The organism is Lysobacter sp. GQ73 (assembly GCF_059758755.1).
In genome coordinates this window covers 128,784-150,768 of record NZ_JCAXEE010000006.1, presented here as the reverse complement: position 1 = coordinate 150,768, position 21,985 = coordinate 128,784, and the positions used below count along the sequence as shown (strand labels likewise).

Annotated in this window: 22 protein-coding genes and 1 pseudogene; 18 read left to right on the top strand and 5 right to left on the bottom strand. The window is 67.4% G+C overall.

What is annotated here, in order from left to right:
* Positions 1–833: 833 nt before the first annotated feature.
* From AC6CH2_RS17300 to AC6CH2_RS17290, 3 genes and pseudogenes are all read right to left on the bottom strand, one after another.
* Positions 834–1,685, bottom strand: coding sequence for a sulfurtransferase (locus AC6CH2_RS17300; protein WP_498270275.1), 852 nt, complete (start codon positions 1,683–1,685; stop codon positions 834–836).
* Positions 1,682–2,544, bottom strand: a pseudogene (locus tag AC6CH2_RS17295) (NUDIX hydrolase). The gene AC6CH2_RS17300 and the pseudogene AC6CH2_RS17295 overlap by 4 nt, the downstream one beginning before the upstream one ends.
* A gap of 169 nt (positions 2,545–2,713) precedes the next feature.
* Positions 2,714–3,400, bottom strand: coding sequence for an FKBP-type peptidyl-prolyl cis-trans isomerase (locus tag AC6CH2_RS17290; RefSeq protein ID WP_435394149.1), 687 nt, complete (start codon positions 3,398–3,400; stop codon positions 2,714–2,716).
* A 236-nt stretch (positions 3,401–3,636) separates the two neighbouring features.
* Here AC6CH2_RS17290 and AC6CH2_RS17285 point away from each other — a divergent pair, with 236 nt between their 5' ends.
* The 18 genes from AC6CH2_RS17285 (at position 3,637) to AC6CH2_RS17200 (ending at position 20,517) form a co-directional block, all read left to right on the top strand.
* Positions 3,637–4,419, top strand: coding sequence for an enoyl-CoA hydratase-related protein (locus AC6CH2_RS17285; RefSeq protein WP_498270274.1), 783 nt, complete (start codon positions 3,637–3,639; stop codon positions 4,417–4,419).
* Between the two features lie 65 nt (positions 4,420–4,484).
* Complete coding sequence (locus AC6CH2_RS17280; protein WP_498270384.1) at positions 4,485–4,850, top strand: hypothetical protein; 366 nt, start codon at positions 4,485–4,487, stop codon at positions 4,848–4,850.
* A gap of 289 nt (positions 4,851–5,139) precedes the next feature.
* Positions 5,140–5,772, top strand: a complete 633-nt coding sequence (nth, locus tag AC6CH2_RS17275) for an endonuclease III (RefSeq protein ID WP_498270383.1) — start codon at positions 5,140–5,142, stop codon at positions 5,770–5,772.
* 145 nt (positions 5,773–5,917) lie between these two features.
* Entirely contained in the window at positions 5,918–7,192 is a 1,275-nt protein-coding gene (locus AC6CH2_RS17270; protein WP_498270273.1) for an OprO/OprP family phosphate-selective porin, read from the top strand.
* A gap of 216 nt (positions 7,193–7,408) precedes the next feature.
* Entirely contained in the window at positions 7,409–8,428 is a 1,020-nt protein-coding gene (pstS, locus tag AC6CH2_RS17265; protein WP_498270272.1) for a phosphate ABC transporter substrate-binding protein PstS, read from the top strand.
* Between the two features lie 658 nt (positions 8,429–9,086).
* Positions 9,087–10,172: a phosphate ABC transporter substrate-binding protein PstS gene (gene pstS, locus AC6CH2_RS17260; RefSeq protein ID WP_498270271.1), complete on the top strand. Its 1,086-nt coding sequence runs from the start codon at positions 9,087–9,089 to the stop codon at positions 10,170–10,172.
* A gap of 295 nt (positions 10,173–10,467) precedes the next feature.
* Positions 10,468–11,439 carry a phosphate ABC transporter permease subunit PstC gene (gene pstC, locus AC6CH2_RS17255; RefSeq protein ID WP_435396919.1) on the top strand — a complete coding sequence of 324 codons (972 nt, stop codon included), beginning with the start codon at positions 10,468–10,470 and terminating at the stop codon, positions 11,437–11,439.
* On the top strand, positions 11,439–12,344 hold the full coding sequence (gene pstA, locus AC6CH2_RS17250; protein ID WP_498270270.1) for a phosphate ABC transporter permease PstA: 906 nt from the start codon (positions 11,439–11,441) through the stop codon (positions 12,342–12,344). Before pstC ends, pstA begins: the two co-directional genes overlap by 1 nt.
* Positions 12,345–12,378: 34 nt before the next feature.
* Positions 12,379–13,194 carry a phosphate ABC transporter ATP-binding protein PstB gene (pstB, locus tag AC6CH2_RS17245; protein ID WP_435396921.1) on the top strand — a complete coding sequence of 272 codons (816 nt, stop codon included), beginning with the start codon at positions 12,379–12,381 and terminating at the stop codon, positions 13,192–13,194.
* 115 nt (positions 13,195–13,309) lie between these two features.
* The gene (gene phoU, locus AC6CH2_RS17240) at positions 13,310–14,020 is read left to right on the top strand and encodes a phosphate signaling complex protein PhoU (RefSeq protein ID WP_435396922.1); all 711 of its coding nucleotides are present in this window, start codon (positions 13,310–13,312) and stop codon (positions 14,018–14,020) included.
* Between the two features lie 309 nt (positions 14,021–14,329).
* Complete coding sequence (locus AC6CH2_RS17235) at positions 14,330–14,845, top strand: RNA polymerase sigma factor (protein ID WP_498270269.1); 516 nt, start codon at positions 14,330–14,332, stop codon at positions 14,843–14,845.
* A 167-nt stretch (positions 14,846–15,012) separates the two neighbouring features.
* The gene (locus AC6CH2_RS17230) at positions 15,013–15,468 is read left to right on the top strand and encodes an HvfA family oxazolone/thioamide-modified RiPP metallophore (RefSeq protein ID WP_498270268.1); all 456 of its coding nucleotides are present in this window, start codon (positions 15,013–15,015) and stop codon (positions 15,466–15,468) included.
* A gap of 19 nt (positions 15,469–15,487) precedes the next feature.
* Positions 15,488–16,369, top strand: a complete 882-nt coding sequence (locus tag AC6CH2_RS17225) for an HvfB family MNIO-type RiPP peptide maturase (RefSeq protein ID WP_498270267.1) — start codon at positions 15,488–15,490, stop codon at positions 16,367–16,369.
* On the top strand, positions 16,366–17,157 hold the full coding sequence (locus AC6CH2_RS17220) for an HvfC family RiPP maturation protein (RefSeq protein WP_498270266.1): 792 nt from the start codon (positions 16,366–16,368) through the stop codon (positions 17,155–17,157). Before AC6CH2_RS17225 ends, AC6CH2_RS17220 begins: the two co-directional genes overlap by 4 nt.
* Before the next feature lie 60 nt (positions 17,158–17,217).
* The gene (locus tag AC6CH2_RS17215; RefSeq protein WP_498270265.1) at positions 17,218–17,886 is read left to right on the top strand and encodes an HvfX family Cu-binding RiPP maturation protein; all 669 of its coding nucleotides are present in this window, start codon (positions 17,218–17,220) and stop codon (positions 17,884–17,886) included.
* A gap of 159 nt (positions 17,887–18,045) precedes the next feature.
* On the top strand, positions 18,046–18,696 hold the full coding sequence (rnt, locus tag AC6CH2_RS17210; protein WP_498270264.1) for a ribonuclease T: 651 nt from the start codon (positions 18,046–18,048) through the stop codon (positions 18,694–18,696).
* A 39-nt stretch (positions 18,697–18,735) separates the two neighbouring features.
* Positions 18,736–19,740 carry a hypothetical protein gene (locus AC6CH2_RS17205; RefSeq protein WP_498270263.1) on the top strand — a complete coding sequence of 335 codons (1,005 nt, stop codon included), beginning with the start codon at positions 18,736–18,738 and terminating at the stop codon, positions 19,738–19,740.
* A 165-nt stretch (positions 19,741–19,905) separates the two neighbouring features.
* Positions 19,906–20,517: a glycoside hydrolase family 19 protein gene (locus tag AC6CH2_RS17200; RefSeq protein ID WP_498270262.1), complete on the top strand. Its 612-nt coding sequence runs from the start codon at positions 19,906–19,908 to the stop codon at positions 20,515–20,517.
* 107 nt (positions 20,518–20,624) lie between these two features.
* On the opposite strand, the gene sugE is transcribed toward AC6CH2_RS17200, so the two are convergent.
* Positions 20,625–20,936, bottom strand: coding sequence for a quaternary ammonium compound efflux SMR transporter SugE (gene sugE / locus AC6CH2_RS17195; protein ID WP_435397202.1), 312 nt, complete (start codon positions 20,934–20,936; stop codon positions 20,625–20,627).
* A 248-nt stretch (positions 20,937–21,184) separates the two neighbouring features.
* The gene (gene rlmB, locus AC6CH2_RS17190; RefSeq protein ID WP_031370459.1) at positions 21,185–21,940 is read right to left on the bottom strand and encodes a 23S rRNA (guanosine(2251)-2'-O)-methyltransferase RlmB; all 756 of its coding nucleotides are present in this window, start codon (positions 21,938–21,940) and stop codon (positions 21,185–21,187) included.
* Between the last annotated feature and the right edge of the window lie 45 nt (positions 21,941–21,985).

Sequence of the window (21,985 nt, the reverse complement as noted above, 5' to 3'; positions counted from 1 at the left end):
AAAATCACCGGGTCGGCATCGCTCCTGCGGGCCCTTGATTCAAAGAAAAGCACTTTTCTTTGGATACCTTTCTTTTGTTGCTTTAGACAAAAGAAAGTAACCCGCCGCTTTAGTGGCGGAAGCTTTGGATTTGATCTTGATCTTGATCTTGATCGTCCATGAGAGATGCGCCGCAAAACCGTCGCAACGATGTCGCGGCTCGCGCCGCTCCTACCCCGCGAGCGCACGCCGCTTCGACGAACGCCTACGGGCCCCGTCATCTCTGCGCATCCCGCGATCGCGATTCACGTCGCTCCTACAGGGATGGTGTCGCCGAACGTGATTCCCTATGCCAGCTTTGGCTTTAGCTATTGCTGTTTGCTGTTGCTGTGCGCAGCCGCGCACTAGCGAAGGCAATAGAAGACCCGGAGGGCGGCCCGCAGGGATGCGGGCCGTTTTTCATCGGGACAGGGATGTCCCGTATGAAAAATCACCGCGGAGGCATCGAACGCGCGGGCCCGTGATTCAAAGAGAAGCATTTTTCTTTGGTTACCTTTCTTTTGTTGCTTTAGACAAAAGAAAGTAACCCGCCGCTTTAGTGGCGGAAGCTTTGGGTTTGATCTTGATCTTGATCTTGATCTTGATCTTGATCTTTGATCTTTGATCTTTGATCTTGATGCAGATGCTAATTGAAAGCAGCGCCGCGAGACCATCGCAACGATGTCGCGGCTTGCGCCGCTCCTACCCTGCGATACATCGCAACTCCGATCAACAGCGGCGGGTTATGCGACCTCTGCGCGTCCCGCGGTCGCGGCTCACGCCGCTCCTGCAAGGGCAGCATCAGCCCCATCAACTTACCCCTCGCCCACCGCGACCGGCCGCTGCGGATCCTCGATCCATCCGCTCCACGACCCGGCGTAAAGCGCCGCGCCGTCGTAACCGGCATGCGCCATCGCCAACAGGTGATGACAGGCGGTCACGCCGGAGCCGCACATGACCGCGGTCTGCGCCGGCGGCTGGCCCGCGAGCAAGGGCGCGAATTCGCTGGCCAGGGCTTCGCTCGACTTGAAGCGGCCATCGGCGAGGTTGTCCGCGTACGGGCGGTTGCGCGCACCGGGGACATGGCCGGCGACGCGGTCGAGCGGTTCGACTTCGCCGCGGAAACGTTCGCTGGCGCGGGCGTCGATCAGCAGGCCGCCGGAATCGAGCAGCGAACGCACGTCCTGCGCGTCCAGCACGCGGCGCGCGTCGAAGCTGGCTTCGTAGCGGGTCGGCGCCGGCGTCGGCACGAGGCCGTCGCTCGGCAGGCCGAGCGCGGTCCAGCGCTGCCAGCCGCCGTCGAGCACGGCGACGCGGCGGTGGCCGAGCACGCGCAGCAGGAACCACAGGCGCGCCGCGGCCAGGGCGCCGTCGCCGTTGTCGTAGACCACGACCTGATGCTGCGGGGTAATGCCCCAGCGGCCGAGCGCGGCGGTGAAATCGCCGGCCTCGGGCCAGGGATGGCGCCCGCCGCCGCGTTTGCGGTGGTCGGACAGCTCGCGGTCGAGGTGGGCATAGCGCGCGCCGGGCACATGCGCCTGGCGATAGGCGGTTTCGCCAGCGTCGCCGTCGTTGAGGGCGAACCGCGCGTCGACGACGATCAGATCGTCGCGGCCGAGCGCCGCGGCGAGGTCCTCGGCCGCTACCAGGGTGGTCCAGTCGCTCATGGGGTCGTCTCCAGTCGTTGCCTCAGGTTCAACAGCATCGAGGCGGTCGCGCCCCAGATGCGTTGGCTCGGATAGCGGTATTCGAGCACGTGGCGCGGGCGCCCTTTGTACTCGAGAGTACGGGTGGTGAGACTGTCGGGATCGAGCAGGAAGTCCAGCGGCACTTCGAACACTTCGGCGACTTCACTGGGATCGGGCCGCGCGACGTAGACCGGGTCGATCACCGCGACCAGCGGCAATACGCGAAAGCCGGTGATGGTCACCAGCGGGTCGAGGAAACCCAGCGGCGCGATCAACGCGGCCGGCACGCCGATTTCCTCTTCGGTCTCGCGCAACGCGGCCGCGACTGCGTCGGCATCGCCGGGCTCGATGCGGCCGCCGGGAAAACTGACCTGGCCGCCGTGCTGGCGCAGGCCGTCGGTGCGGCGGGTCAGCAGCACCTGCACGCCGTCGGCGCGCGGCACCAGGCCGACCAGCACCGCGGCTTGCGCATGCGAGGCGTCGGCGGGCAGCAACCCGGTCAGGTCGTCGAGGTTCCAGCCGTCGCTCTCGGGCGCGGCGTCGAGCGGGTGCAGCGCCGCCAGCAGGCGGGTGCGTTCGCGCGAATCGCCGGCGAGGAAGTCGGCGCCGATGAAAGCCAGCGTTGACCCAGGCGCGCTCATCGCAGCTTCGACTCGCGCTGCGGCAGCACCACTTCCATCAGGCGCAGGCGCTCGTCGTCGTTCATCTGCGACCAACGGGCGATTTCGGCGGTGGTGCGGTGGCAGCCGGAACACAGGCCGTCGTCGCCCAGTTGGCAGACACCGATGCACGGGCTCAACACCGCGCGGAATGTCGTCATATCGTCCACCGAGGCCATGCCGCCATTGTGCCTGGCGAAGCGACCTCGTAAAGCCTGACCGATGCGATCGGCAGGGGTGCGAAACATCGGGTACCGCGTCGAACGCTTGCATCGCTCGAACGCCGCCCCGCTCCAGAAACGACTTGCGCCGGGCTAGCCGGCGCAAGTCGGTGACGCTTGTCTGCTCTTACTTGACGCTGACCAGCTTGATTTCGAACTGGACGGCGACGTTCGGCGGATACGGGGTACGCGGGTCGGCGCCGTAGGCCTTGTCGGCCGGCAGGGTCACCTCCCACTTCGAACCGCTCGGCATCTGCAGCAGCACTTCGCGCATCGCCGCCATTTCGATTTCGCTGACCTTGATCGACGGAATCGAGTTGGCGGGGCGCGCCTGCTCCGGGCGCTGGCCCCACGGGAACGGACCGGCGACTTCCAGGGCGACGGTGCTGGCCTGGGTCGGCTTGGCGCCGGTACCGGTGTCGATGATGCGGTACTGCACGCCGCTCGGCAGCACCTTCACGCCGGCCTTGGACTTGTTGCCGTTGATGAAGGTGTCGCTCTTGCCCTTGTTTTCGGCGGCGGCCTTGTCCCACTCGGCCTTGGCCTTGTCCTGCTGGCGCTTCTGCATGTTCTGCACGGCGGTGCGCAGTTGGTCGACCGGCACCGACGGCGGCTTCTTGCCGTAACCGTCCTGCAGACCCTTGACGATCGTGTTGACATCGACCTGCTCACCGCTTTCGACGGCGTTGCGGCCGAGGTCGTAACCGAGCGCATAGCTCAGCTTGCCCTTCTCGGAAGAAGTGTCCTGCGCGACGGCGTTGCCGGCGGTCAGTGCCAGGGCCGCGACGGCGGCAGCAATCAAACGCAACTTCATTCGGTGGAATCTCCGGTTATGGCACGGGGCGACTGCGTCGCCCCGATCGGCTAGGGGCATAGTCCAGTCATGCCCCGATGTTGAAGCCCTGGGTCGGTCGTAAGTGCCCGACAGGACGAGTTAGGATACCGGCGGCAGCGCTTAACCGCCACTGACGCTCCCGGCTCAGACCGCGACCCAGGGCCGGAGTTCCCAGCCTGCCGCCCCCTCTCGCCCCGGAATCCTACGGCCATCACATGACCGAATCGCCCCTGCTGATCGCCGATCGCGGCGCCGTGCGCCAGATCACCGTCAACCGTCCCGACAAGCTGAACGCACTCAATGCGGCGACCCTGGATGCCCTGCTCGCCGCCTTCGAGGCCGCCGCGGCCGACCCGGCGGTGCGCGCCGTGGTCCTGACCGGCGCCGGCCCCAAGGCCTTCGTCGCCGGCGCCGACATCTCGGAAATGAACACGCTGACCCCGGTCCAGGGTCGCGATTTCTCCCTGCGCGGGCAGAAACTGATGCGCCGGATCGAAAAAATGCCGAAACCCGTGATCGGCATGATCAACGGTTTCGCCCTCGGCGGCGGCCTGGAACTGGCGATGGGCTGCCACCTGCGCATCGCCTCCGACAACGCCAAGATCGGCCAGCCCGAGGTCAACCTCGGCCTGATCCCCGGCTTCGGCGGCACCCAGCGCCTGCTGCGCCTGGCCGGCCGCGCCGCAACCCTGGAGCTGTGCCTGGTCGGCGCCCCGATCGACGCCGCGCGCGCGCGCGAGCTGGGCATTGTCAATCGGGTGGTGCCGGCGGCCGAACTCGAAGCCGAGACCTTCAAGCTCGCCGAACAACTGGCCGCGGCCGCGCCGCTGGCGCTGCGCGGCGTGCTCGATTGCATTGCGGTCGGCGGCGAATGCGGGATAGAGGAAGGCCTGGAGTACGAAACCGCGCAGTTCGGCCTGATGTTCGCGACCGACGACATGCGCGAAGGCACTGCCGCCTTCCTCGAACGGCGCAAGCCCGCTTTCGCCGGAACGTGAGCGAGCGCACGTCCGCGCCCTGCCGCTGCGGCTGCGCCGATGCGCGCGGCGCGGCCGCGCACGCGATCGTCGCCGCGCTGGCCCAGGACGACCTGGATGGCGCGATCGCGCTCGGCCTGTTGAGCGAGGATTTCGACGACGGCACCGCCTGTCCGCGGTGCACGGACGCCTGCCGGCAGGCCTTGCGAGACGCGCGTGAGGCGCGCCTGCGCGCGCTTGCCGCACGCGAACGCTATCGTGCGCGCAACCTGCGCCTGCAGCGGCGCGCCGACGAGCGCGCCGCGCAACGCGCCGCAGCCCCGGCACCGGCGCCGGGCCGCACGACCGTCGCCCCCTCTTCCGCCGCGCCGCCGCGCCCGGCCCTGCCTTCGGCCGCCGCGGCCGCCCTGGCCCGCGCCAAGGCCAAGGCCGCGCAGCGCGGACCGACCTGAGACCGCCCCCCGCATGGCCAAGACCTCCCCGCCCGCCGCCAGGAACGCCGCCGACCGCACGCTCGAACCGGCGAGCAAGAAAGCGATCGCGAAAAAAGTCGCCGGCAGGCGCCTCGCAGCACCCGCCGCGAAAACTACGGCCAAGCCGGCTGCGAAGTCCGCTCTTGCCAAGCCCGCGTTGCACAAGCCCACCCCGTCCAGGGCCACCGCGGCCGGGCCGGCTACGAAGAAACCCGCCAAGCCGGCCGGCAAACGCGTCGCCCGTCTCGGGCCGGCCGAGATCGAGGAGATGTTCTCGCGCCTGCAGGCCCTGAACCCCAAGCCGACCACCGAACTCGAATACACCACGCCGTTCGAGCTGCTGGTCGCGGTGGTGCTGTCGGCGCAGGCCACCGACGTCGGCGTCAACAAGGCCATGCGCAAGTTGTTCCCGGTCGCCAATACCCCGCAGGCGATCGCCGCGCTCGGCGTCGACGGGCTCAAGCCCTACATCGCCACGATCGGCCTGTTCAACACCAAGGCGGCGAATGTCATTGCGCTGTCGCAGCAACTCATCGAACGCCACGGCGGCGAAGTACCGCACGACCGCGCCGCGCTCGAAGCCCTGCCCGGGGTGGGCCGCAAGACCGCCAACGTGGTGCTCAACACCGCCTTCGGCGAACCGACCATGGCGGTCGACACCCACATCTTCCGCGTCTCCAACCGCACCGGCCTGGCGCCCGGCAAGGACGTGCGCGCGGTCGAGGATGGCCTGCTCAAGGCAGTGCCGCCGCACTACCTTCACGACGCGCATCACTGGCTGATCCTGCACGGACGTTACGTTTGCAAGGCACGCAGGCCCGATTGCCCGCACTGCGCGATCCGCGATCTGTGCCGTTTCCCGGACAAAACGCCGGGCGAGCCGGAGCCCGTAGCGGCTTGATTTCCATAGGAAACCCGCTCGGCGCATCGCGCTTGCTAGAGCGTCATCGCAGCGTCATGCCTGCGAAATAAGTCAGATCTGTCACATTTACGCAACTTTCACACTCTAGCCTGCGCGCCATCACTCCACGCCTCAGGGCTAGACCATGAAACTCTCCCGCAACACCCTTGCCGTCGCGCTGTTCGCCGCTCTCGCAGCGCCCGCCGCGCACGCCGAAATCGCACTCGACGTCATCGGCGACTCGGAAGTCACCTTCGAAGGTCTGCTGCAGGCGGATTACAACGACTTCAACAGCGACGTCCTCAACCTCAATGCCGACGTGCCGGACGGCAAGGACAACGACAACGAGTTGCGCCGGGCCGAGATCGTGCTGAAGGGCAAGGGCCCGGGCAATATCGAGTGGGTCGCCGGCTACGACGCCAAGGCCGACAAGTTCCTCGACGTCAACCTGAAGTACAAGCTCGGCGGCAATGCCAACCACTACATCCAGGTCGGCCAGTACAAGCAGCCGAACAGCCTGGAAGAGCTGTCCTCGACCAAGAACAACGACTTCATCTCGAAGGCGATGGTGACCAACACCTTCGGCGTGGCGCGCCGTCTCGGCGCCGCCTACAGCTACGGCACCAACGACTGGAGCCTGACCGCCAGCTACTTCGGCCGCGAGCTGACCCGCAACCTCGCCCACGGCTCGGGCTTCGGCCTGCGCGGCACCTTCGCGCCGATCAACGAGAAGGGCAACATCCTCCACTTCGGCCTGTCCTACGTCGATCTCGACGCCGACGCCGACACCGCGCGCATCCGCACCCGTCCGCAGGCCGACCTCGCCGCCGGCCGCCTGGTCGATACCGGCAACATGCTCAACGTCGACCGCCAGAACACCATCGGCGCCGAAGCGATGTGGGTGCACGGCCCGGTCAAGGTCCAGGCCGAGTACATGCGTTCGGAATTCGACCGCTACGCCACCCGCTCGATCGCCCAGCCGGGCAAGAAGTTCACCGGCGACAGCTTCTACGTCAGCGGCGTGTGGAACATCACCGGCGAGACCTGGGGCTACAAGGGCGGCGTGCCGTCCACCCCGCTGCCCGACGAACCCGCCAGCGGAATGTGGCAGGTCGGCGTGCGCTACGACAAGATCGACCTCAACGACGGCTCGCTGCGCCCGGGCGCGACCCCGACCGCCGCTCCGATCGTCGACGGCGTGCTCGGCGGCGAAATGGACGCCTGGACGGTCGGCGTGAACTGGTACTGGCGTTCGAACTTCAAGTTCATGCTCGACTATTCGATCGTCGACAGCTCGCGCTACATCGGCCGCACCAGCGCGACCTACTCGCAGACCGCCGCCTACAACAACCGCACCTTCAACCGCGTCGTCGACGACAGCCCGAACGTGATTTCGGCGCGCGTGCAGTTCTACTGGTAAGCCGCGGCTTACCGCTCGATCGGACATCTCTCCCCCTCGATCGGCAACGATCGTTACGGGCGCGGCCTCGGCCGCGCCCTTCTTTTGCGCGCACCGTGCGTCGGAAAGAAAGGGATGTCACGTCCCCGCCATGTTTTCGCCTCGTGACTGTCATCGAACCGTTATGAAATTCGCCGCAACGGATTCGTGCCAGCCGTCTCTCTTCAGGAGCTCACCGTGTTCAAGTCTCTGTCCTTCCGCCTGACCGCACTCGCCCTCGCGACCGCGTTCGCCGCCAACGTCCAAGCCGCCGACGTCACCGGCGCGGGCGCGTCGTTCGTGTATCCCGTGATGTCGAAGTGGTCGGCCGACTACGCCAAGTCGACCAACAAGAAAGTGAACTACCAGTCGATCGGCTCCGGCGGCGGCATCGCCCAGATCAAGGCCGCGACGGTCGACTTCGGTTCTTCCGACGCCCCGCTCAAGCCCGAAGAGCTCGCCAAGTTCGGCCTGGCCCAGTTCCCGTCGGTGATCGGCGGCGTGGTGCCGGTGATCAACGTGCCGGGCGTGGCCTCGGGCGCGATGAAGCTCGACGGCGAAACCCTCGCCGGCATCTTCCTCGGCAAGATCACCATGTGGAACGACCCGGCGATCGTCGCCCTCAACGGCGGCCTCAAGCTGCCGGCCAAGAAGATCACCGTCGTCCACCGTTCCGACGGTTCGGGCACCACCTTCAACTTCGTCAACTACCTGTCCAAGGTCAGCGGCGAGTGGAAGAGCTCGGTCGGCGAAGGCACCGCGGTGAAGTGGCCGACCGGCATCGGCGGCAAGGGCAACGAAGGCGTGGCCGCCTACGTCAAGCAGATCCAGGGCGGCATCGGCTACGTCGAGCTGTCCTACGCGCTGCAGAACAAGATGGCGTATTCGCGCCTGAAGAACGCCGAAGGCAATTTCGTGCTGCCGACCGACGAGACCTTCTCGGCCGCCGCCGCCAGCGCCAAGTGGGCCGACGCCAAGGACTTCTACCTGGTCATGACCAACGCGCCGGGCGAGAACTCCTGGCCGATCACCGCGACCAACTTCATCCTGATGTACAAGCAGCCCAAGAACGCCGCCGGCGCCAAGAACGCCAAGGAATTCTTCCGCTGGGTCTACGCCAACGGCGACCAGCAGGCCAAGACGCTCGACTACGTGCCGCTGCCGGACGCGCTGGTCAAGCAGATCGAGACCTACTGGACGACCAACATGAACTACTGATCCGACCGATCGTCGGATCCGGGGGGATCCTTCAGATTGGGGAGATCGGACGAAACGGGCCTTCGGGCCCGTTTTGTTTTTCTTGAGGTTCGGGACTCGGGACTCGGGACTCGGGACTCGACTCGGGACTCGGGACTCGGGGTTCGGGGTTCGGGGTTCGGGGTCGGGGTCGGGGTCGGGGTTCGGGTCGGGTTCGGGAGCCGGGATTAGATTTCCTGGCTCCGGGGGTCTTTGCCTGCCCCCAAGCCGTCATCCTCGCGCAGGCGGGGGTCATGGATGCGGCTTGCGAGCCACCGCTCGCGCATCTGTGAACGCCAGGGCGCCATGCGGCGTGGCCGGGAGACTCCAGCCTTCCTGAATGGGCCCGGACAGCGAGCAAAGTCGTGGCTGCCTGCGCGGAAACGCCGGCGCGCCGCGCACTTCGCCCGGTCCAGGGTCCCCTATCGCCTGTGCACGAGTCGCCCCGAAAACCGTGCCCCGAACCGTTTGTTACCGCCAAACAGCAGCCCCGGCCCCGCAAACCGGGACTTCGGACACCCCCGCCGCCGTTTCGCTACAGATTCATTACGAATCCGTGTCATAGCCGTGTAACAAAAAGATCATCAAATGGCGCCATCCGAGCCGGCGCCCTCGCCGGCCTTCTTTCATGGAGTAGCGCATGAAATCGTCGCCGGCCCGCATCGCCGTCCTCTCACTCTCCATCGTCCTGGCCGCCGCGGCGTGCTCGGGCAACCAGACGCCGGCCCCCGCCGCCGACGGCAAGACCGCGGCCGCCGCGCCCGCGGGCGACCGGGTCGCCGCGCAGATCACCGGCGCCGGCGCGACCTTCATCTACCCGCTGCTGTCGAAGTGGTCGGACGACTACAACAAGGCCACCGGCGCCAAAGTCAACTACCAGTCGATCGGCTCCGGCGGCGGCATCGCCCAGATCAAGGCCGGCACCGTCGACTTCGGTTCCTCCGACAAGCCGCTGCCGAGCGAAGAGCTCGCCGCCGCCGGCCTCGGCCAGTTCCCCTCGGCGATCGGCGGCGTGGTGCCGGTGGTCAACGTCGACGGCGTCGAAGCCGGCAAGCTGCGCCTGACCGGCCCGCTGCTGGCCGACATCTTCCTCGGCAAGGTCGGCAAGTGGAACGACGCGGCGATCGCCGCGGTCAACCCGGGCGTGGCCCTGCCGGACCTGAAGATCAACATCGTCCACCGCTCCGACGGTTCGGGCACCACCTTCAATTTCTCCAACTACCTGTCCAAGGTCAGCCCGGCCTGGAAGAGCAAGGTCGGCGAAGGCACCTCGGTGCAGTGGCCGGGCGGCGTCGGCGGCAAGGGCAACGAGGGCGTAGCCTCGTACGTGAAGCAGATCAAGGGTTCGATCGGCTACGTCGAGCTGGCCTATGCGCTGCAGAACAAGATGGCGCACACCCAGTTGCAGAACGCCGCCGGCAACTTCGTCCAGCCGAGCGCCGAGGCCTTCCAGGCCGCCGCATCGACCGCCGACTGGACCAGCGCCAAGGATTTCAACCTGGTCATCACCAACGCCGGCGGCGCGCAGTCCTGGCCGATCACCGCGACCAACTTCATCCTGATGTACAAGCAGCCCAAGGACGCCAAGCGCAGCGCCGACACCCGCGCGTTCTTCAAGTGGGCCTTCGAGAACGGCCAGTCGCAGGCGCAGAGCCTGGACTACGTGCCGCTGCCGCCGGAACTGGTCAAGCAGATCGAAGCCTACTGGGCCGCCGAGTTCAAGTGACGCATCGGGCCGCGTCCGCGCAGCGGACGCGGCCTTGTCGGTCATTTCAGCGTAGGCGCAGATCCACCGGACTTTCGCGCGAGAACGCCCGAGGTCTCCAGGTCTTCGTCTACGCGGAGACGATGAGCGGGAAAGGTCGCGGCCACCGGAGCTGCGATGGCATCGCAACCGCTTCGCCACGTACACCCGGATCGCATCGCGACTCCCGTAATCGCCGCACCCGCCGCACCGCGCATCCGCCACAGCCCCGCACGCTCCCGATGCATCGCACTGCCACGACGGACCTCCCTTCGCAATGAACGCGACCGCCCTACCCGCTCGATCCGGTATTTCCAGCCGCGATGGCAAAGATGCGCGCAACGACCGCCTGTTTCGTTATGCGCTCACCGCCACCGTCGTCTTCGTCCTGTTCGCTCTCGCCAGCGCCGCCCTGTCGATGCTCTGGGGCGGACGCGACGTACTGGCCAAGGAAGGTCTCGATTTCTTCATCACCACCGAATGGAACCCGGTCGAGGACCAGTACGGCGCGCTCGTTCCGATCTACGGCACCGTCGTCACCGCGCTGATCGCGATGGTGATCGCGGTTCCGGTGAGCTTCGGCATCGCCTTCTTCCTGACCGAAGTCGCGCCGCGCTGGGCGCGCGGCCCGATCGGCACCGCCATCGAACTGCTCGCCGGCATTCCCTCGATCATCTACGGCATGTGGGGCCTGTTCGTGCTGGTGCCGGTGATGACCGAACACGTCACGCCCTGGCTCAACGACAACGTCGGCACCTGGCCGGTGATCGGCAAACTGTTCCAGGGTCCACCGCTCGGCATCGGCATGCTCACCGCCGGCATCGTCCTGGCGATCATGGTGATCCCGTTCATTTCCTCGGTGATGCGCGAAGTGTTTCTGACCGTGCCGACCCGGCTCAAGGAATCGGCCTACGCGCTGGGCTCGACCAAGTGGGAAGTTAGCTGGGACATCGTCCTGCCCTACACCCGCTCGGCGGTGATCGGCGGCATCTTCCTCGGCCTAGGCCGCGCCCTGGGCGAAACCATGGCGGTCGCCTTCGTGATCGGCAACTCGGTCAACTTCTCGGCCTCGCTGCTCGAACCGGGCACGACCATCGCCGCGCTGATCGCCAACGACTTCGGCGAAGCCACCGAGACCTACCGTTCGGCGCTGTTGCTGCTCGGCTTCGTGTTGTTCATCGTGACCTTCATCGTCCTGGCCGCCGCGCGGTTCATGCTGATGCAACTGTCGCGCAAGGAGGGCAACTGATGAACGCGACTTCCGCTCCCGTCGACGCCGAGCTGCAGCGCCGCCACCGCGTCGCCGATTCGCTGTACGGCCGTCGCCGCGTGTTCAACGCGATCGCCGTGGTCCTGGCCTGCGCGGCCGCCGCGTTCGGCCTGTTCTTCCTCGGCTGGATTCTCTACACCCTGCTCGCCAAGGGCCTGGGCGGCATCGACGTCGCGCTGTTCACCCAGAACACGCCGCCGCCGATGCAGGAAGGCGGCCTGCTCAACGCCTTCTTCGGCAGCGCGGTGATGTGCCTGATCGCGATCGTCATCGGCACGCCGCTCGGCGTCGCCGCCGGCACCTGGCTGGCCGAGTACGGCGCCGGCCGCAAGATCGGCACCGTGGTGCGCTTCGTCAACGACATCCTGTTGTCCGCGCCGTCGATCGTGCTGGGCCTGTTCGTCTACACCCTGGTGGTCATGCAGACCGGCGGCAACTTCTCGGCCCTGGCCGGTGCGATCTCGCTGGCCTTCATCGTGCTGCCGGTGGTGGTGCGCACCACCGACGAAATGCTGCGTCTGGTGCCTTCGCAGATGCGCGAGGCGGCGCTCTCGCTCGGCGTGCCGCAGTGGAAGGTGATCGTGCAGGTGCTGTACCGCAGCGCCTCGGCCGGCATCGTCACCGGCGTCCTGCTCGCCTTGGCGCGCATCTCCGGTGAAACCGCGCCGCTGCTGTTCACCGCCTTCGGCAACCAGTACTGGAGCCACAACGTGCTGCAGCCGATGGCGAGCGTGCCGGTGGTGATGAACCAGTTCGCCGGCAGTCCCTACGAAACCTGGCAGACCCTGGCCTGGGCCGGCGCCCTGGTGCTCACCTTCTTCGTCCTGGTCGTCAGCCTGCTCGCCCGCGCCCTCGTGTTGCGCAATCGGATCTCCAATGACTGATCTTTCGAACCAACCCGTTGCCCGGACCCCGGCCATGAACGATGCCCGCCTTTCCGTCGCCACTCCCGACCGCGCCGCGGCCGTGATCGGCGCTTCGCCGGTCAAGCTCGCCGCGCGCGGCCTGGACTTCTACTACGACAAGTTCCATGCGCTGAAGTCGATCAACCTGGAGATCCCCGAGAAGCAGGTCACCGCGTTGATCGGCCCCTCCGGTTGCGGCAAGTCGACCCTGCTGCGCATCTTCAACCGCATCTACGCGCTGTACCCGAAACTGGAAGCGCGCGGCGAAGTGCTGCTCGACGGCGAGAACATCCTCGACCCGAAGTACCCGATGAACCGCCTGCGCAGCAAGGTCGGCATGGTGTTCCAGAAGCCGGTGCCGTTCCCGATGACGATCTTCGAGAACGTCGCCTACGGCATCCGCCATCACGAGAAGCTGTCCAAGGCCGACATGGAGCTGCGCGTGGAGCAGGCCCTGCGCCAGGGCGCGCTGTGGGACGAGGTCAAGGACAAGCTGGGCCAGAGCGCCCTGGGCCTGTCCGGCGGCCAGCAGCAGCGTCTGTGCATCGCCCGCGCGGTCGCGCTGCGTCCGGACGTGCTGCTGCTCGACGAGCCGACCTCGGCGCTGGACCCGATCTCGACCAGCCGCATCGAACAACTGGTCGAAGAGCTCAAGAAGGACTACACGATCGCGATCGTGACCCACAACATGCAGCAGGCCGCGCGCGTGTCGGACTTCACCGCCTTCATGTACCTGGGCGACCTGATCGAGCACGCCCCGACCGAAACCATCTTCTCCAAGCCGAGCAAGCAGCAGACCGAAGACTACATTACCGGCAGGTTCGGCTGACACGCGAGCGGGCCTCGGGACTGGGGACTCGGCAGAGCAACAGCTGCCTTGTCCTGCCCGCCGGCCGAGTCCCGAGTTCCGAGTCCCGAGTCCCGAAAACTTCCGAGTCCCGAACATGAGCACCCAAATGCACGACCACATCGTCAAGAGCTACGACGAAGAGCAGCGCCGCTTGCTCGACGAAACCCTGCGCATGGGCGAGATGGCCGCGTCCCAGCTCGAAGCCGCGCTCGACGTGGTCCAGCGCCGAGACGACAAGGCCGCCGAGCGCATCATCGCCAACGACGAGGCGATCGACGCGCTCGAACAGGAGATCAGCCACGATGTCATGAAGCTCGCGCTGCGCGGGCCGATGGCGCGCGATCTGCGCGAGATCCTGGCGGCGATCCGCATCGCCTCGGACATCGAGCGCGTCGGCGACTACGCCGCCAACGTCGCCAAGCGCTCGACCGCGCTGAACCTGTCGCCGCCGCTGCCGCACGTGGCCGGCCTGCACGCCCTCGGCACCCTCGCGGTCAAGCAGCTGCGCGACGTGCTGTCGGCTTACCGCGACAACGACATCGAACTGGCCCAGAACGTGCGCGCGCGCGACGCCGAGGTCGATACCGCCTACACCGGCCTGTTCCGCGAACTGCTGACCTACATGATGGAGGACGCGCGCAGCATCACCGCCTGCACCCATCTGCTGTTCATGGCCAAGAACATCGAGCGCATCGGCGACCACGCCACCAACATCGCCGAGAACGTCTGGTTCCTGGTCAAGGGCGAAGAGCAGTTGCCGCCGCGCGAGAAGCGCGACGATACCAACACCACCGGCGCGGTCTGACTTCGCCTCGTCCGCTCCGGCAGGCTCCGGAGCGGGATTCGCGCAGACCCGTCGCGCTGCGTTGCAACAAAGCGGCGGTCGGCTCGCCCTGCCGTACCCGCAGTCGCGCGCCGGCCTCGGCGCGGCGCTAGGGCCAAGCCGCCCAAGCCGTCCTGCAAACGGTTACAGCCGCTCCAGGCTGAATCCGTTCTAAACGAATCCGCCCACACCGTCGCAATCGCGAACCGATCGGCCCGTCTCCAAACTCTTGGTACATGCCCGCAGCGCCCTGCCGCGGTGTATTTTTGCGTACCTCGGAGGAGACCGGGCATGACCTTGCTGATGGCGAACGGGGATTTGGCGGCCGCCCGATCCGGCGACCGCGCCGCGCTGGAGCGCGTGCTGACGCGCTCGCGCCAGGATCTGCGCCGTTACGCCGAGTACCACTGCGTCATCAACGACATCGAGGACGCGGTTCAGGAAAGCCTGATCACCGTCTCGCGCAAGCTGCGCGACTTGCGCGTGCTCGAGTGCTTCGTTTCCTGGACCTTCCGTATCGTCAAGCGCGAATGCAACCGGCTCAAGCGCGGCCGGCGTATGCTCAGCGGCGAGGCCATCACCGACGAAATCCTGCCGGTCGTCACTCCCGAGCCCTGCGAATGGCGCCACGATGTCGCCGCCGCGCTCGAATCCCTGCCGGCGCATTACCGCGAAGTCGTCCTGTTGCGCGACCTGGAGGGCCTGACCATCGCCGAGATCGGCGATCAACTCGGGCTCAGCCGCGAAGCGGTGAAGTCGCGCCTGCACCGTGCCCGCGTACTGGCCCGCGAATATCTCGACCCGTGATGCATCCTTGCTCCGCCGCCCGCCGTATCGCCGACCGCTCCCCCGCTACGGTTCGGCACCCGCCCATTTCGATACCGCTGCATATCGCATCCAGACGGAACCCGGCACACTGGGCCGTTCATCCCGCCGGCGGGCTTCCCGCCGTCATCGCCACGTAGGAGTCATCCATGTCCAAGCAAATCAAGAAGCCCATCGCCCTCGCGCTCGGCGCCACCCTGCTCGGCGGCCTGAGCCTGTCGGCTTCCGCGTTCGCCATGAGCGATCTGTCGCAGGGCTACCTGCTCGGCGCCCAGCAGGCTCCGCCGGCCGCCGAGAAGGCCGCCGACGCCAAGGCCGCCGCCGACGCCAAGCATGCCGAAGGCACCTGCGGCGCCGACAGGAAGCACGGCGAAGGCAAGTGCGGCGCCGACAAGAAGAAGACCGGTGAAGGCAAGTGCGGTGAGGGCAAGTGCGGCGAAGGCAAGTGCGGCGCCGACAAGAAGAAGACCGGCGAAGGCAAGTGCGGCGAGGGCAAGTGCGGCGGCGACAAAGCCACCGCCAAGCCGGCCGACGCCAAGGCCGCTCCGGCCAAGAAGGCGGTCGAAGGCAAGTGCGGCGAAGGCAAGTGCGGCGGTTCGGTCTGATCGCTGCCGGCTGACCACGATGGACGGCTCGCGTCCCCTCGAACCGGATGCCGTCGGCCTCGGCCTGCGGCGGGCCCTGCTGGGCCCGCTGCAGTCCGCCGCGCCCGGGGATTTCGATTTCCTCGAATGCGCGCCGGAAAACTGGATCGGCATCGGCGGCCGCTACGGCGAGGCCCTGCGCGATCTGGCCTCGCGCCATGCGCTGGTCTGCCACGGCCTGTCCCTGTCGCTCGGCGGCACCGAGCCGCTCGACGAGACCTTCCTGGTCCGGGTCCGCCGTTTTCTCGACGAACACCGCGTCGCCTGCTACAGCGAGCACCTGAGCTACTGCAGCGACGACGGCCATCTCTACGACCTGCTGCCGATTCCGTTCACCGAGGAAGCGGTGCACCACGTCGCCGCGCGCATCCGCCGCACCCAGGACATCGTCGGCCGCCGCATCGCGGTCGAAAACGCCTCCTACTACGCCGCGCCGCACCAGGAAATGAGCGAAGTCGAGTTCACCCGCGCGGTGCTCGCCGAAGCCGATTGCGAGCTGCTGCTCGACGTCAACAACGTTTACGTCAATTCGATCAACCACCGCTACGACGCGCGCGAATTCCTCGCCGCGATGCCGGACGAACGCATCGCCTACCTGCACGTGGCCGGCCATTACGACGAGGCCGAAGACCTCAAGGTCGACACCCACGGCGCCCCGGTCAAGCACGAGGTCTGGTCGCTGCTCGGCGACGCCTACCGCCTGTTCGGCGCACGCCCGACCCTGCTCGAGCGCGACTTCAATTTCCCGCCGTACGAAGAACTCGTCGGCGAACTCGATACCGTCCGCCAGGTGCTGCGCGAGGCCGCGCCGCAGCCCGCGGGCGGCGATGCGCGCCGGGTGCACGCGCGGGCGAGACGATGAGCGACGGCCACGGCATGAACGAGGCCCCTTCGCGCCTGCGCGCGCAGCAGTTCGAACTGACCCGCCACCTGCGCGACCCGCAGGCCAGCCCGGCGCCCGCGGGCATCGAGGACCGGCGCCTGGGGATCTATCGCGACCTGCTGTTCAACAACATCGAAGGCCTGCTGGCCGGCAACTTTCCGGTCGTCCGCAAGCTGCTCGGCGAGGCGCGCTGGACCGCGCTGGTGCGCGATTTCTACCGCGACCATCGCTGCCACACGCCGCTGTTCGCCGAGATCGCCCGCGAATTCCTGCGCTACCTGCCCGAGCGCGACGGCGACCCGCCGTTCCTGGCCGAGCTCGCGCACTACGAATGGGTCGAACTCGCTCTGCAACTGAGCGAGGCGCAGGCGCCGCAGGACGATGCCGGCATCAGCGACGCCGAACTGCTCGAACACGCCCCCCAGCTGTCGCCGCTGGCCTGGCCGCTGGCCTATGCCTGGCCGGTGCACCGCATCGGTCCCGAGCATCAGCCCGGGCAGCCGCCGCCGGCCCCGACCCTGTTGCTGCTGCGCCGCGAGGCCGACGGCGAGGTACGCTTTTCCGAGTTGAGCCCGCTCGCCTTCCGGCTGATCGAGCGGATCGGCGAAACCTCCGAACTGAGCGCAGCCGAACAGTTGCGCGCGCTGGCCCGGGAAGCCGGCAGCGACGACCTCGCCGCGTTCCTCGAGCTCGGCCACGGCCTGCTGCGGCAGATGCGCGCCAGCGGCGTGATCTTTTTCTCCGCCGCGGCGAACCTTTCCGCCTGATCCCCGCCTCTTGTACTCGAAAGCGCCGGCGCCCCGGCGCAAGCCGTACTGGAGCAGCCGATGGCCCGACCCCTCTTCGCCCCCTGCCTCGCCCTGCGCGACCGTCTCGCCGGCGTGGGCGCGTGGCTCTCGCCGCTCGGCCTGCGCTTGGTGCTGGCCTGGGAGTTCTACGAATCCGGGCGCGAAAAACTGCACGGCGAAAACTGGTTCGGTGGAGTCGTGTCGAACTTTCCGTTTCCGTTCGACCGCGTCCCGGCCGACCTGAGCTGGGGCATGGCGACCTGGTTCGAATTGCTCGGCGCGTTGGCCTTGTTGATCGGCCTGGGCACGCGCCTGGCCGCCGCCTCGCTGTTCGTCCTGACCGTGGTCGCGATCGCCGCGGTGCATTGGCCGCAGGACTGGATGGGCCTGTCCCAGTTGGCCCAGGGCTATGCCATCACCGACGACGGCGCCGGCAATTACAAACTGCCGCTGCTGTTCCTGGTCATGCTGTGGCCGCTGATTCTCGGCGGCGGCGGGCGCTTCAGCGTCGATGCCCTGCTCGCACGCGCGGCCGCCCTGAGCGCGACGGCGCCGCGCGACGACCCGACCGGCTGGGGCCTGGTCCTGTTGCCGGTCGGCCTGGTCGTGGCGATGCTGCTGCCGGCGCCGGGCCTGGCCCTGGCCGGGCTCGGCGCGGCGCTGCTGCTGGCGGCGGCGTTGCGCGCGCATCGCTCCAAACAGGGGTAGGAGCGGCGTAAGCCGCGACCGCGACCGCGCAACGACAGCGCCGCTGCCGCCTCGCGGCGGAGCTTGGGACTGAAGAAGTCTTGTGGATGGCCGCTTCTGCCGGAGGCGGTTCTCGCCCTCCGGAACGACCGATTCGCGACAACCTGCTAGGCTTTCGCGATGATCGAAACCGGCCCCACTCCCCCCGCCGCCCTCGCCGCGCCCACCCTCGCCAACCGTTTCCGCGGCTACCTGCCGGTCGTCGTCGACGTCGAAACCGGCGGCTTCGACTGGAACAGGCACGCCCTGCTCGAAATCGCGGTGCAGCCGCTCGAACTCGATGCCGACGGCCGCCTGGTGCCCGGTGCGATGAGCAGCGCCCATGTCGTGCCCGCGCCCGGCACCTTGATCGACCCCAAGTCGCTCGAAGTAACCGGCATCGACATCGACCACCCGTTCCGCGACGCCAAGCCCGAGCGTCAGGCCCTGGAAAGCGTGTTCGCGCCGGTACGCGAAGCGCTCAAGCGCCAGGGCTGCCAACGCGCGATCCTGGTCGGCCACAACGCCCATTTCGACCTGAACTTCCTCAATGCCGCGGTCGCCCGTAGCGGCCACAAGCGCAACCCTTTCCATCCCTTCAGCGTGTTCGACACCGTCACCCTCGCCGGCGTCGCCTACGGACAGACCGTGCTCGCCCGCGCGCTGCAGGCCGCCGAGCTGGAATGGAACGCCCTGGACGCGCATTCGGCCGTCTACGACACCGAACGCACCGCCCAGCTGTTCTGCAAGATCGTCAACGCCTGGCCGCAACGCGGCGTCGCCACGCCTTAAGGGGCCGGATCGCCCCTGCGCATCGACAAGGATCGGTTCGTGCGCGCATCGCGAAACAACTCGTCTGCCTACGTCTGGCAGCCCGGCCAGGGCCCCGACGCAAGCGCGCTGGAGCGTCTGCGCGAACGTGCGCCGATGCCCGGGCAGCCGATGGGCGAAGCCTGGTTCATGGGCGACGAACGACACATGTTCACCACGCTGATGCACGAAGATCCGCAACAGTGGCCGCGCAGTGAGCTGAGTTCGGCGCTGTACGAATTGAGCTCCGGTCCGGTTGCGTTCGGACCGATGCGCGAGTGGAATCTGTGGTTCCCATACCTCTTGCCGCGCGCACTCGAGCTGGTCGGACGGTTCCGAGCCAATGCCTTCGAGGATCGCCGACTCTATTCAATGCTAGTGACCGCGACCTTCGTCCACTGCCCCGATCCGGAGCAGGTGTCGCCGGGTTTACGCCGCGACTTGCTCGACACGCTTGGCCGCGCAATGCTCGCACCGTCGCATTGGAGCGTCTGCGGACTGGCCGGGGATGCGTTCTGCTCGCCGGTGCAGCGCCTGCCCGGCGTGCACCCGGGCGACTCGCTGTATCCCGCCGACGCGTTCTCGGCCTCGTGCACCCTGATCGCGAAGTATCTGGAGCCCGAGCTCATCGGGGACTGGCTGAAGTCCGCGCTGGCTATCGACGATCCCTATTGGCGCGCAGGCTGGGTGGCCTGGCTCGCTGGCGCGGCGCCCATGCTGCTCGACGGCGCCTACCCGGACGCGCTGCCGCTCAAGGGCGAACATTCGATCGTCTGGGAAGGCAGTCACCTGCTGCAGGCACCCTCCGCCTTGGTCGTGCCGAGGCATGCGCCCGCGTCGTTTCTCGGCTCCAGATCGCGTCACACCCTGGTATCGGCCTTGCGAAAGCAGCTGAGTCGCGAGCGGCTACAACGGTGGGACGCCCGCTTGGCCGAGGCCGGCGCGCAACGCGCCGACTTCGAGTACTTCGTCCTCGAATACCGTAACGCAGCCCGGTTCGTCCTCAGCCGATATCGGCTGGATTGATTCTGTTCGCGTCGGCCATGTTGCAAGCACGCAACACCTCGGAATTGGCCGTCCGGCGTCGAACGCCGCGTTGATTGGACTGCGAGCGGCACGGCGCCGCCACGACCGGCAGGACGCGCGGCCGCTTTCGCGCGCACATGCGGTTGCGCATGCAGGGAGGACAGGATGTTCGCTTTCGACGACGAGCAGTTTCTAGACGGGTACCGCAAGCGCTTCGGCCCGCTGCGCGACGAGCTCGCGCAGGCCGTGCGTTTTCTGATCGGGCGGATCGAGCAGGACGCCAGCTTCAGCCAGAACCCGGTGCACCGCCACCAGATCGCCTACTGCCTGGCGACGTTCAAGTGGGAGACTGCGCATACCCTGCGCCCCATCGACGAGTTCGGCGACGACGCGCGTTTCGAACGCTTGTACGGGCCGGCTACGCGTGTCGGCAAGATGCTCGGCAATACCCGCGCCGGGGACGGCGCGCGTTATCACGGCCGCGGTTACGTGCAACTCACCGGCCGCGCCAACTACGAGCGCGCCGGCAAGATCCTCGGCATCGACCTGATCGCCCGCCCCGACGAGGCCAAGAAGCCCGAGGTCGCCTATGCGATCGCGATGGAAGGCATGAAGAAAGGCTGGTTCACCGGCAAGAAGCTCGACAGCTATTTCAAGCCGGGCCAGTTGCCGAACTACGAGGAAGCCCGGCGGATCATCAACGGCCAGGACAAGGCGCAGACCATCGCCGACATCGCGCGCCGCTTCGACGAGTTGCTGGTCAATTCGCTGCATTGAGCGGGCGCTGCAAAGAGCGGGCGCAGCGAACGGCCCCGCATACCGGCGCGCCGGGAAGTGGCGCCGGTATGCGGGCAGTCTCCGGCGAGGCCCTGCGCTGCGGAAACTCAGGCCAGTTTCAGGCCGACCAGGCCGGCGACGATCAACAGCACGCTGGCGACGCGCAAGGTATTGAGCGGTTCGTTGAACAACACGATGCCGAGAATGACCGTGCCGACCGCGCCGACGCCGACCCAGACCGCATAGGCGGTACCGACCGGCAGCGATTTCATCGCCACGCCGAGCAGGCCGAGGCTTATCGCCATCGCGGCGATCGTGCCGACCGACGGCCACAGGCGGGTGAAGCCTTCGGTGTATTTCAGGCCGATGGCCCAACCCACTTCGAACAGGCCGGCGAAGAACAACAGAACCCAAGGCATGACGATGCTCCCATGATGAAGGGGCCGTCCCCGGACGAGAGTGGTGCGAACGGGGTCGTCCCCGTACGCGAGCGATTATAACGAGCCCGATTTGCCGCGGCCGGCCGCACAGTCCCTGGGGTCAGCGGGGGGTTACACAGCGGCCGGAGCGCGGCGTTCGGGCGGCTCCGGTTATGGCGACAGTACTGCTAGCGGTGGCGTTGTTTCGACGCCGAGACGGCGAGCAAAGGGCCCGTCGCCCGCGCGCATCAACCGCGCTGGCGCACCGCCTCGAACAAGGTCACGCCGGCGGCGACCGAGACGTTGAGGCTTTCGACGCCGCCCGCGGCATCGCCGCCCGGCATCGGGATCTTGACCAGTTGATCGCAGGTATCGCGGGTCAGTCGGCGCAGGCCATCGGCTTCGCCGCCGAGCACCAGGGCGACGTTGCCGCGCAGATCGATCGAGTACAGCGAGGCGTCGGCTTCGCCGGCCAGGCCGTAGATCCATACGCCGAGCTGCTGCAGGTCGCGCAGCGCGCGCGCCAGGTTGGTCACCGGAATCACCGCGACGCTGTCGGCGGCGCCGGCGGAAGTCTTGCGCACGGTCGCGTTGACCTGCACCGACTTGTCCTTCGGGATGATCACCGCGGTGACCCCGGCCGCGGCGGCGCTGCGCAGGCAGGCGCCGAGGTTGTGCGGGTCCTGCACGCCGTCGAGCACCAGTACCAGCGCGCGGCCTTCGGCGGCCTGGATCAGGCCTTCGAGTTCGTTCTCGTTCCAGGTCTTGGCCGCGGCGTAGCGCGCGACCACGCCCTGGTGGCGCAGATTGCCGACCACGCCGTCGAGCGCCTGGGTCGCGACCCGGCGCACGTCGATGTCGGCGCGGCGCGCGGCGGTCTCGATCTCGGTCAGGCGCGGGTTCTTGGCGCCGGCCTCGATGAGAACCTCGCGCACGTTCTGCGCATCGTGCTCGATCGAGGCGGAGACGGCATTGATGCCGGCGATCCATTGTTTCTGGCTCATGAGGATTCCGTGGGGCTGAGGCTCGCGCGGCGGCCTGGGGCGGCG

Coding starts and splice junctions, on each gene's coding strand:
- pstA (WP_498270270.1), top strand. CDS start 11,439: ATGAACGCGACTTCCGCTCCCGTCGACGCCGAGCTGCAGCGCCGCCAC.
- sugE (WP_435397202.1), bottom strand. CDS start 20,936: ATGCCTTGGGTTCTGTTGTTCTTCGCCGGCCTGTTCGAAGTGGGTTGG.
- rnt (WP_498270264.1), top strand. CDS start 18,046: ATGATCGAAACCGGCCCCACTCCCCCCGCCGCCCTCGCCGCGCCCACC.
- AC6CH2_RS17235 (WP_498270269.1), top strand. CDS start 14,330: ATGACCTTGCTGATGGCGAACGGGGATTTGGCGGCCGCCCGATCCGGC.
- AC6CH2_RS17270 (WP_498270273.1), top strand. CDS start 5,918: ATGAAACTCTCCCGCAACACCCTTGCCGTCGCGCTGTTCGCCGCTCTC.
- AC6CH2_RS17200 (WP_498270262.1), top strand. CDS start 19,906: ATGTTCGCTTTCGACGACGAGCAGTTTCTAGACGGGTACCGCAAGCGC.
- nth (WP_498270383.1), top strand. CDS start 5,140: ATGTTCTCGCGCCTGCAGGCCCTGAACCCCAAGCCGACCACCGAACTC.
- rlmB (WP_031370459.1), bottom strand. CDS start 21,940: ATGAGCCAGAAACAATGGATCGCCGGCATCAATGCCGTCTCCGCCTCG.
- AC6CH2_RS17300 (WP_498270275.1), bottom strand. CDS start 1,685: ATGAGCGACTGGACCACCCTGGTAGCGGCCGAGGACCTCGCCGCGGCG.
- AC6CH2_RS17215 (WP_498270265.1), top strand. CDS start 17,218: ATGGCCCGACCCCTCTTCGCCCCCTGCCTCGCCCTGCGCGACCGTCTC.
- AC6CH2_RS17285 (WP_498270274.1), top strand. CDS start 3,637: ATGACCGAATCGCCCCTGCTGATCGCCGATCGCGGCGCCGTGCGCCAG.
- AC6CH2_RS17220 (WP_498270266.1), top strand. CDS start 16,366: ATGAGCGACGGCCACGGCATGAACGAGGCCCCTTCGCGCCTGCGCGCG.
- pstS (WP_498270271.1), top strand. CDS start 9,087: ATGAAATCGTCGCCGGCCCGCATCGCCGTCCTCTCACTCTCCATCGTC.
- AC6CH2_RS17230 (WP_498270268.1), top strand. CDS start 15,013: ATGTCCAAGCAAATCAAGAAGCCCATCGCCCTCGCGCTCGGCGCCACC.
- pstB (WP_435396921.1), top strand. CDS start 12,379: ATGAACGATGCCCGCCTTTCCGTCGCCACTCCCGACCGCGCCGCGGCC.
- phoU (WP_435396922.1), top strand. CDS start 13,310: ATGAGCACCCAAATGCACGACCACATCGTCAAGAGCTACGACGAAGAG.
- AC6CH2_RS17290 (WP_435394149.1), bottom strand. CDS start 3,400: ATGAAGTTGCGTTTGATTGCTGCCGCCGTCGCGGCCCTGGCACTGACC.
- pstC (WP_435396919.1), top strand. CDS start 10,468: ATGAACGCGACCGCCCTACCCGCTCGATCCGGTATTTCCAGCCGCGAT.
- AC6CH2_RS17225 (WP_498270267.1), top strand. CDS start 15,488: ATGGACGGCTCGCGTCCCCTCGAACCGGATGCCGTCGGCCTCGGCCTG.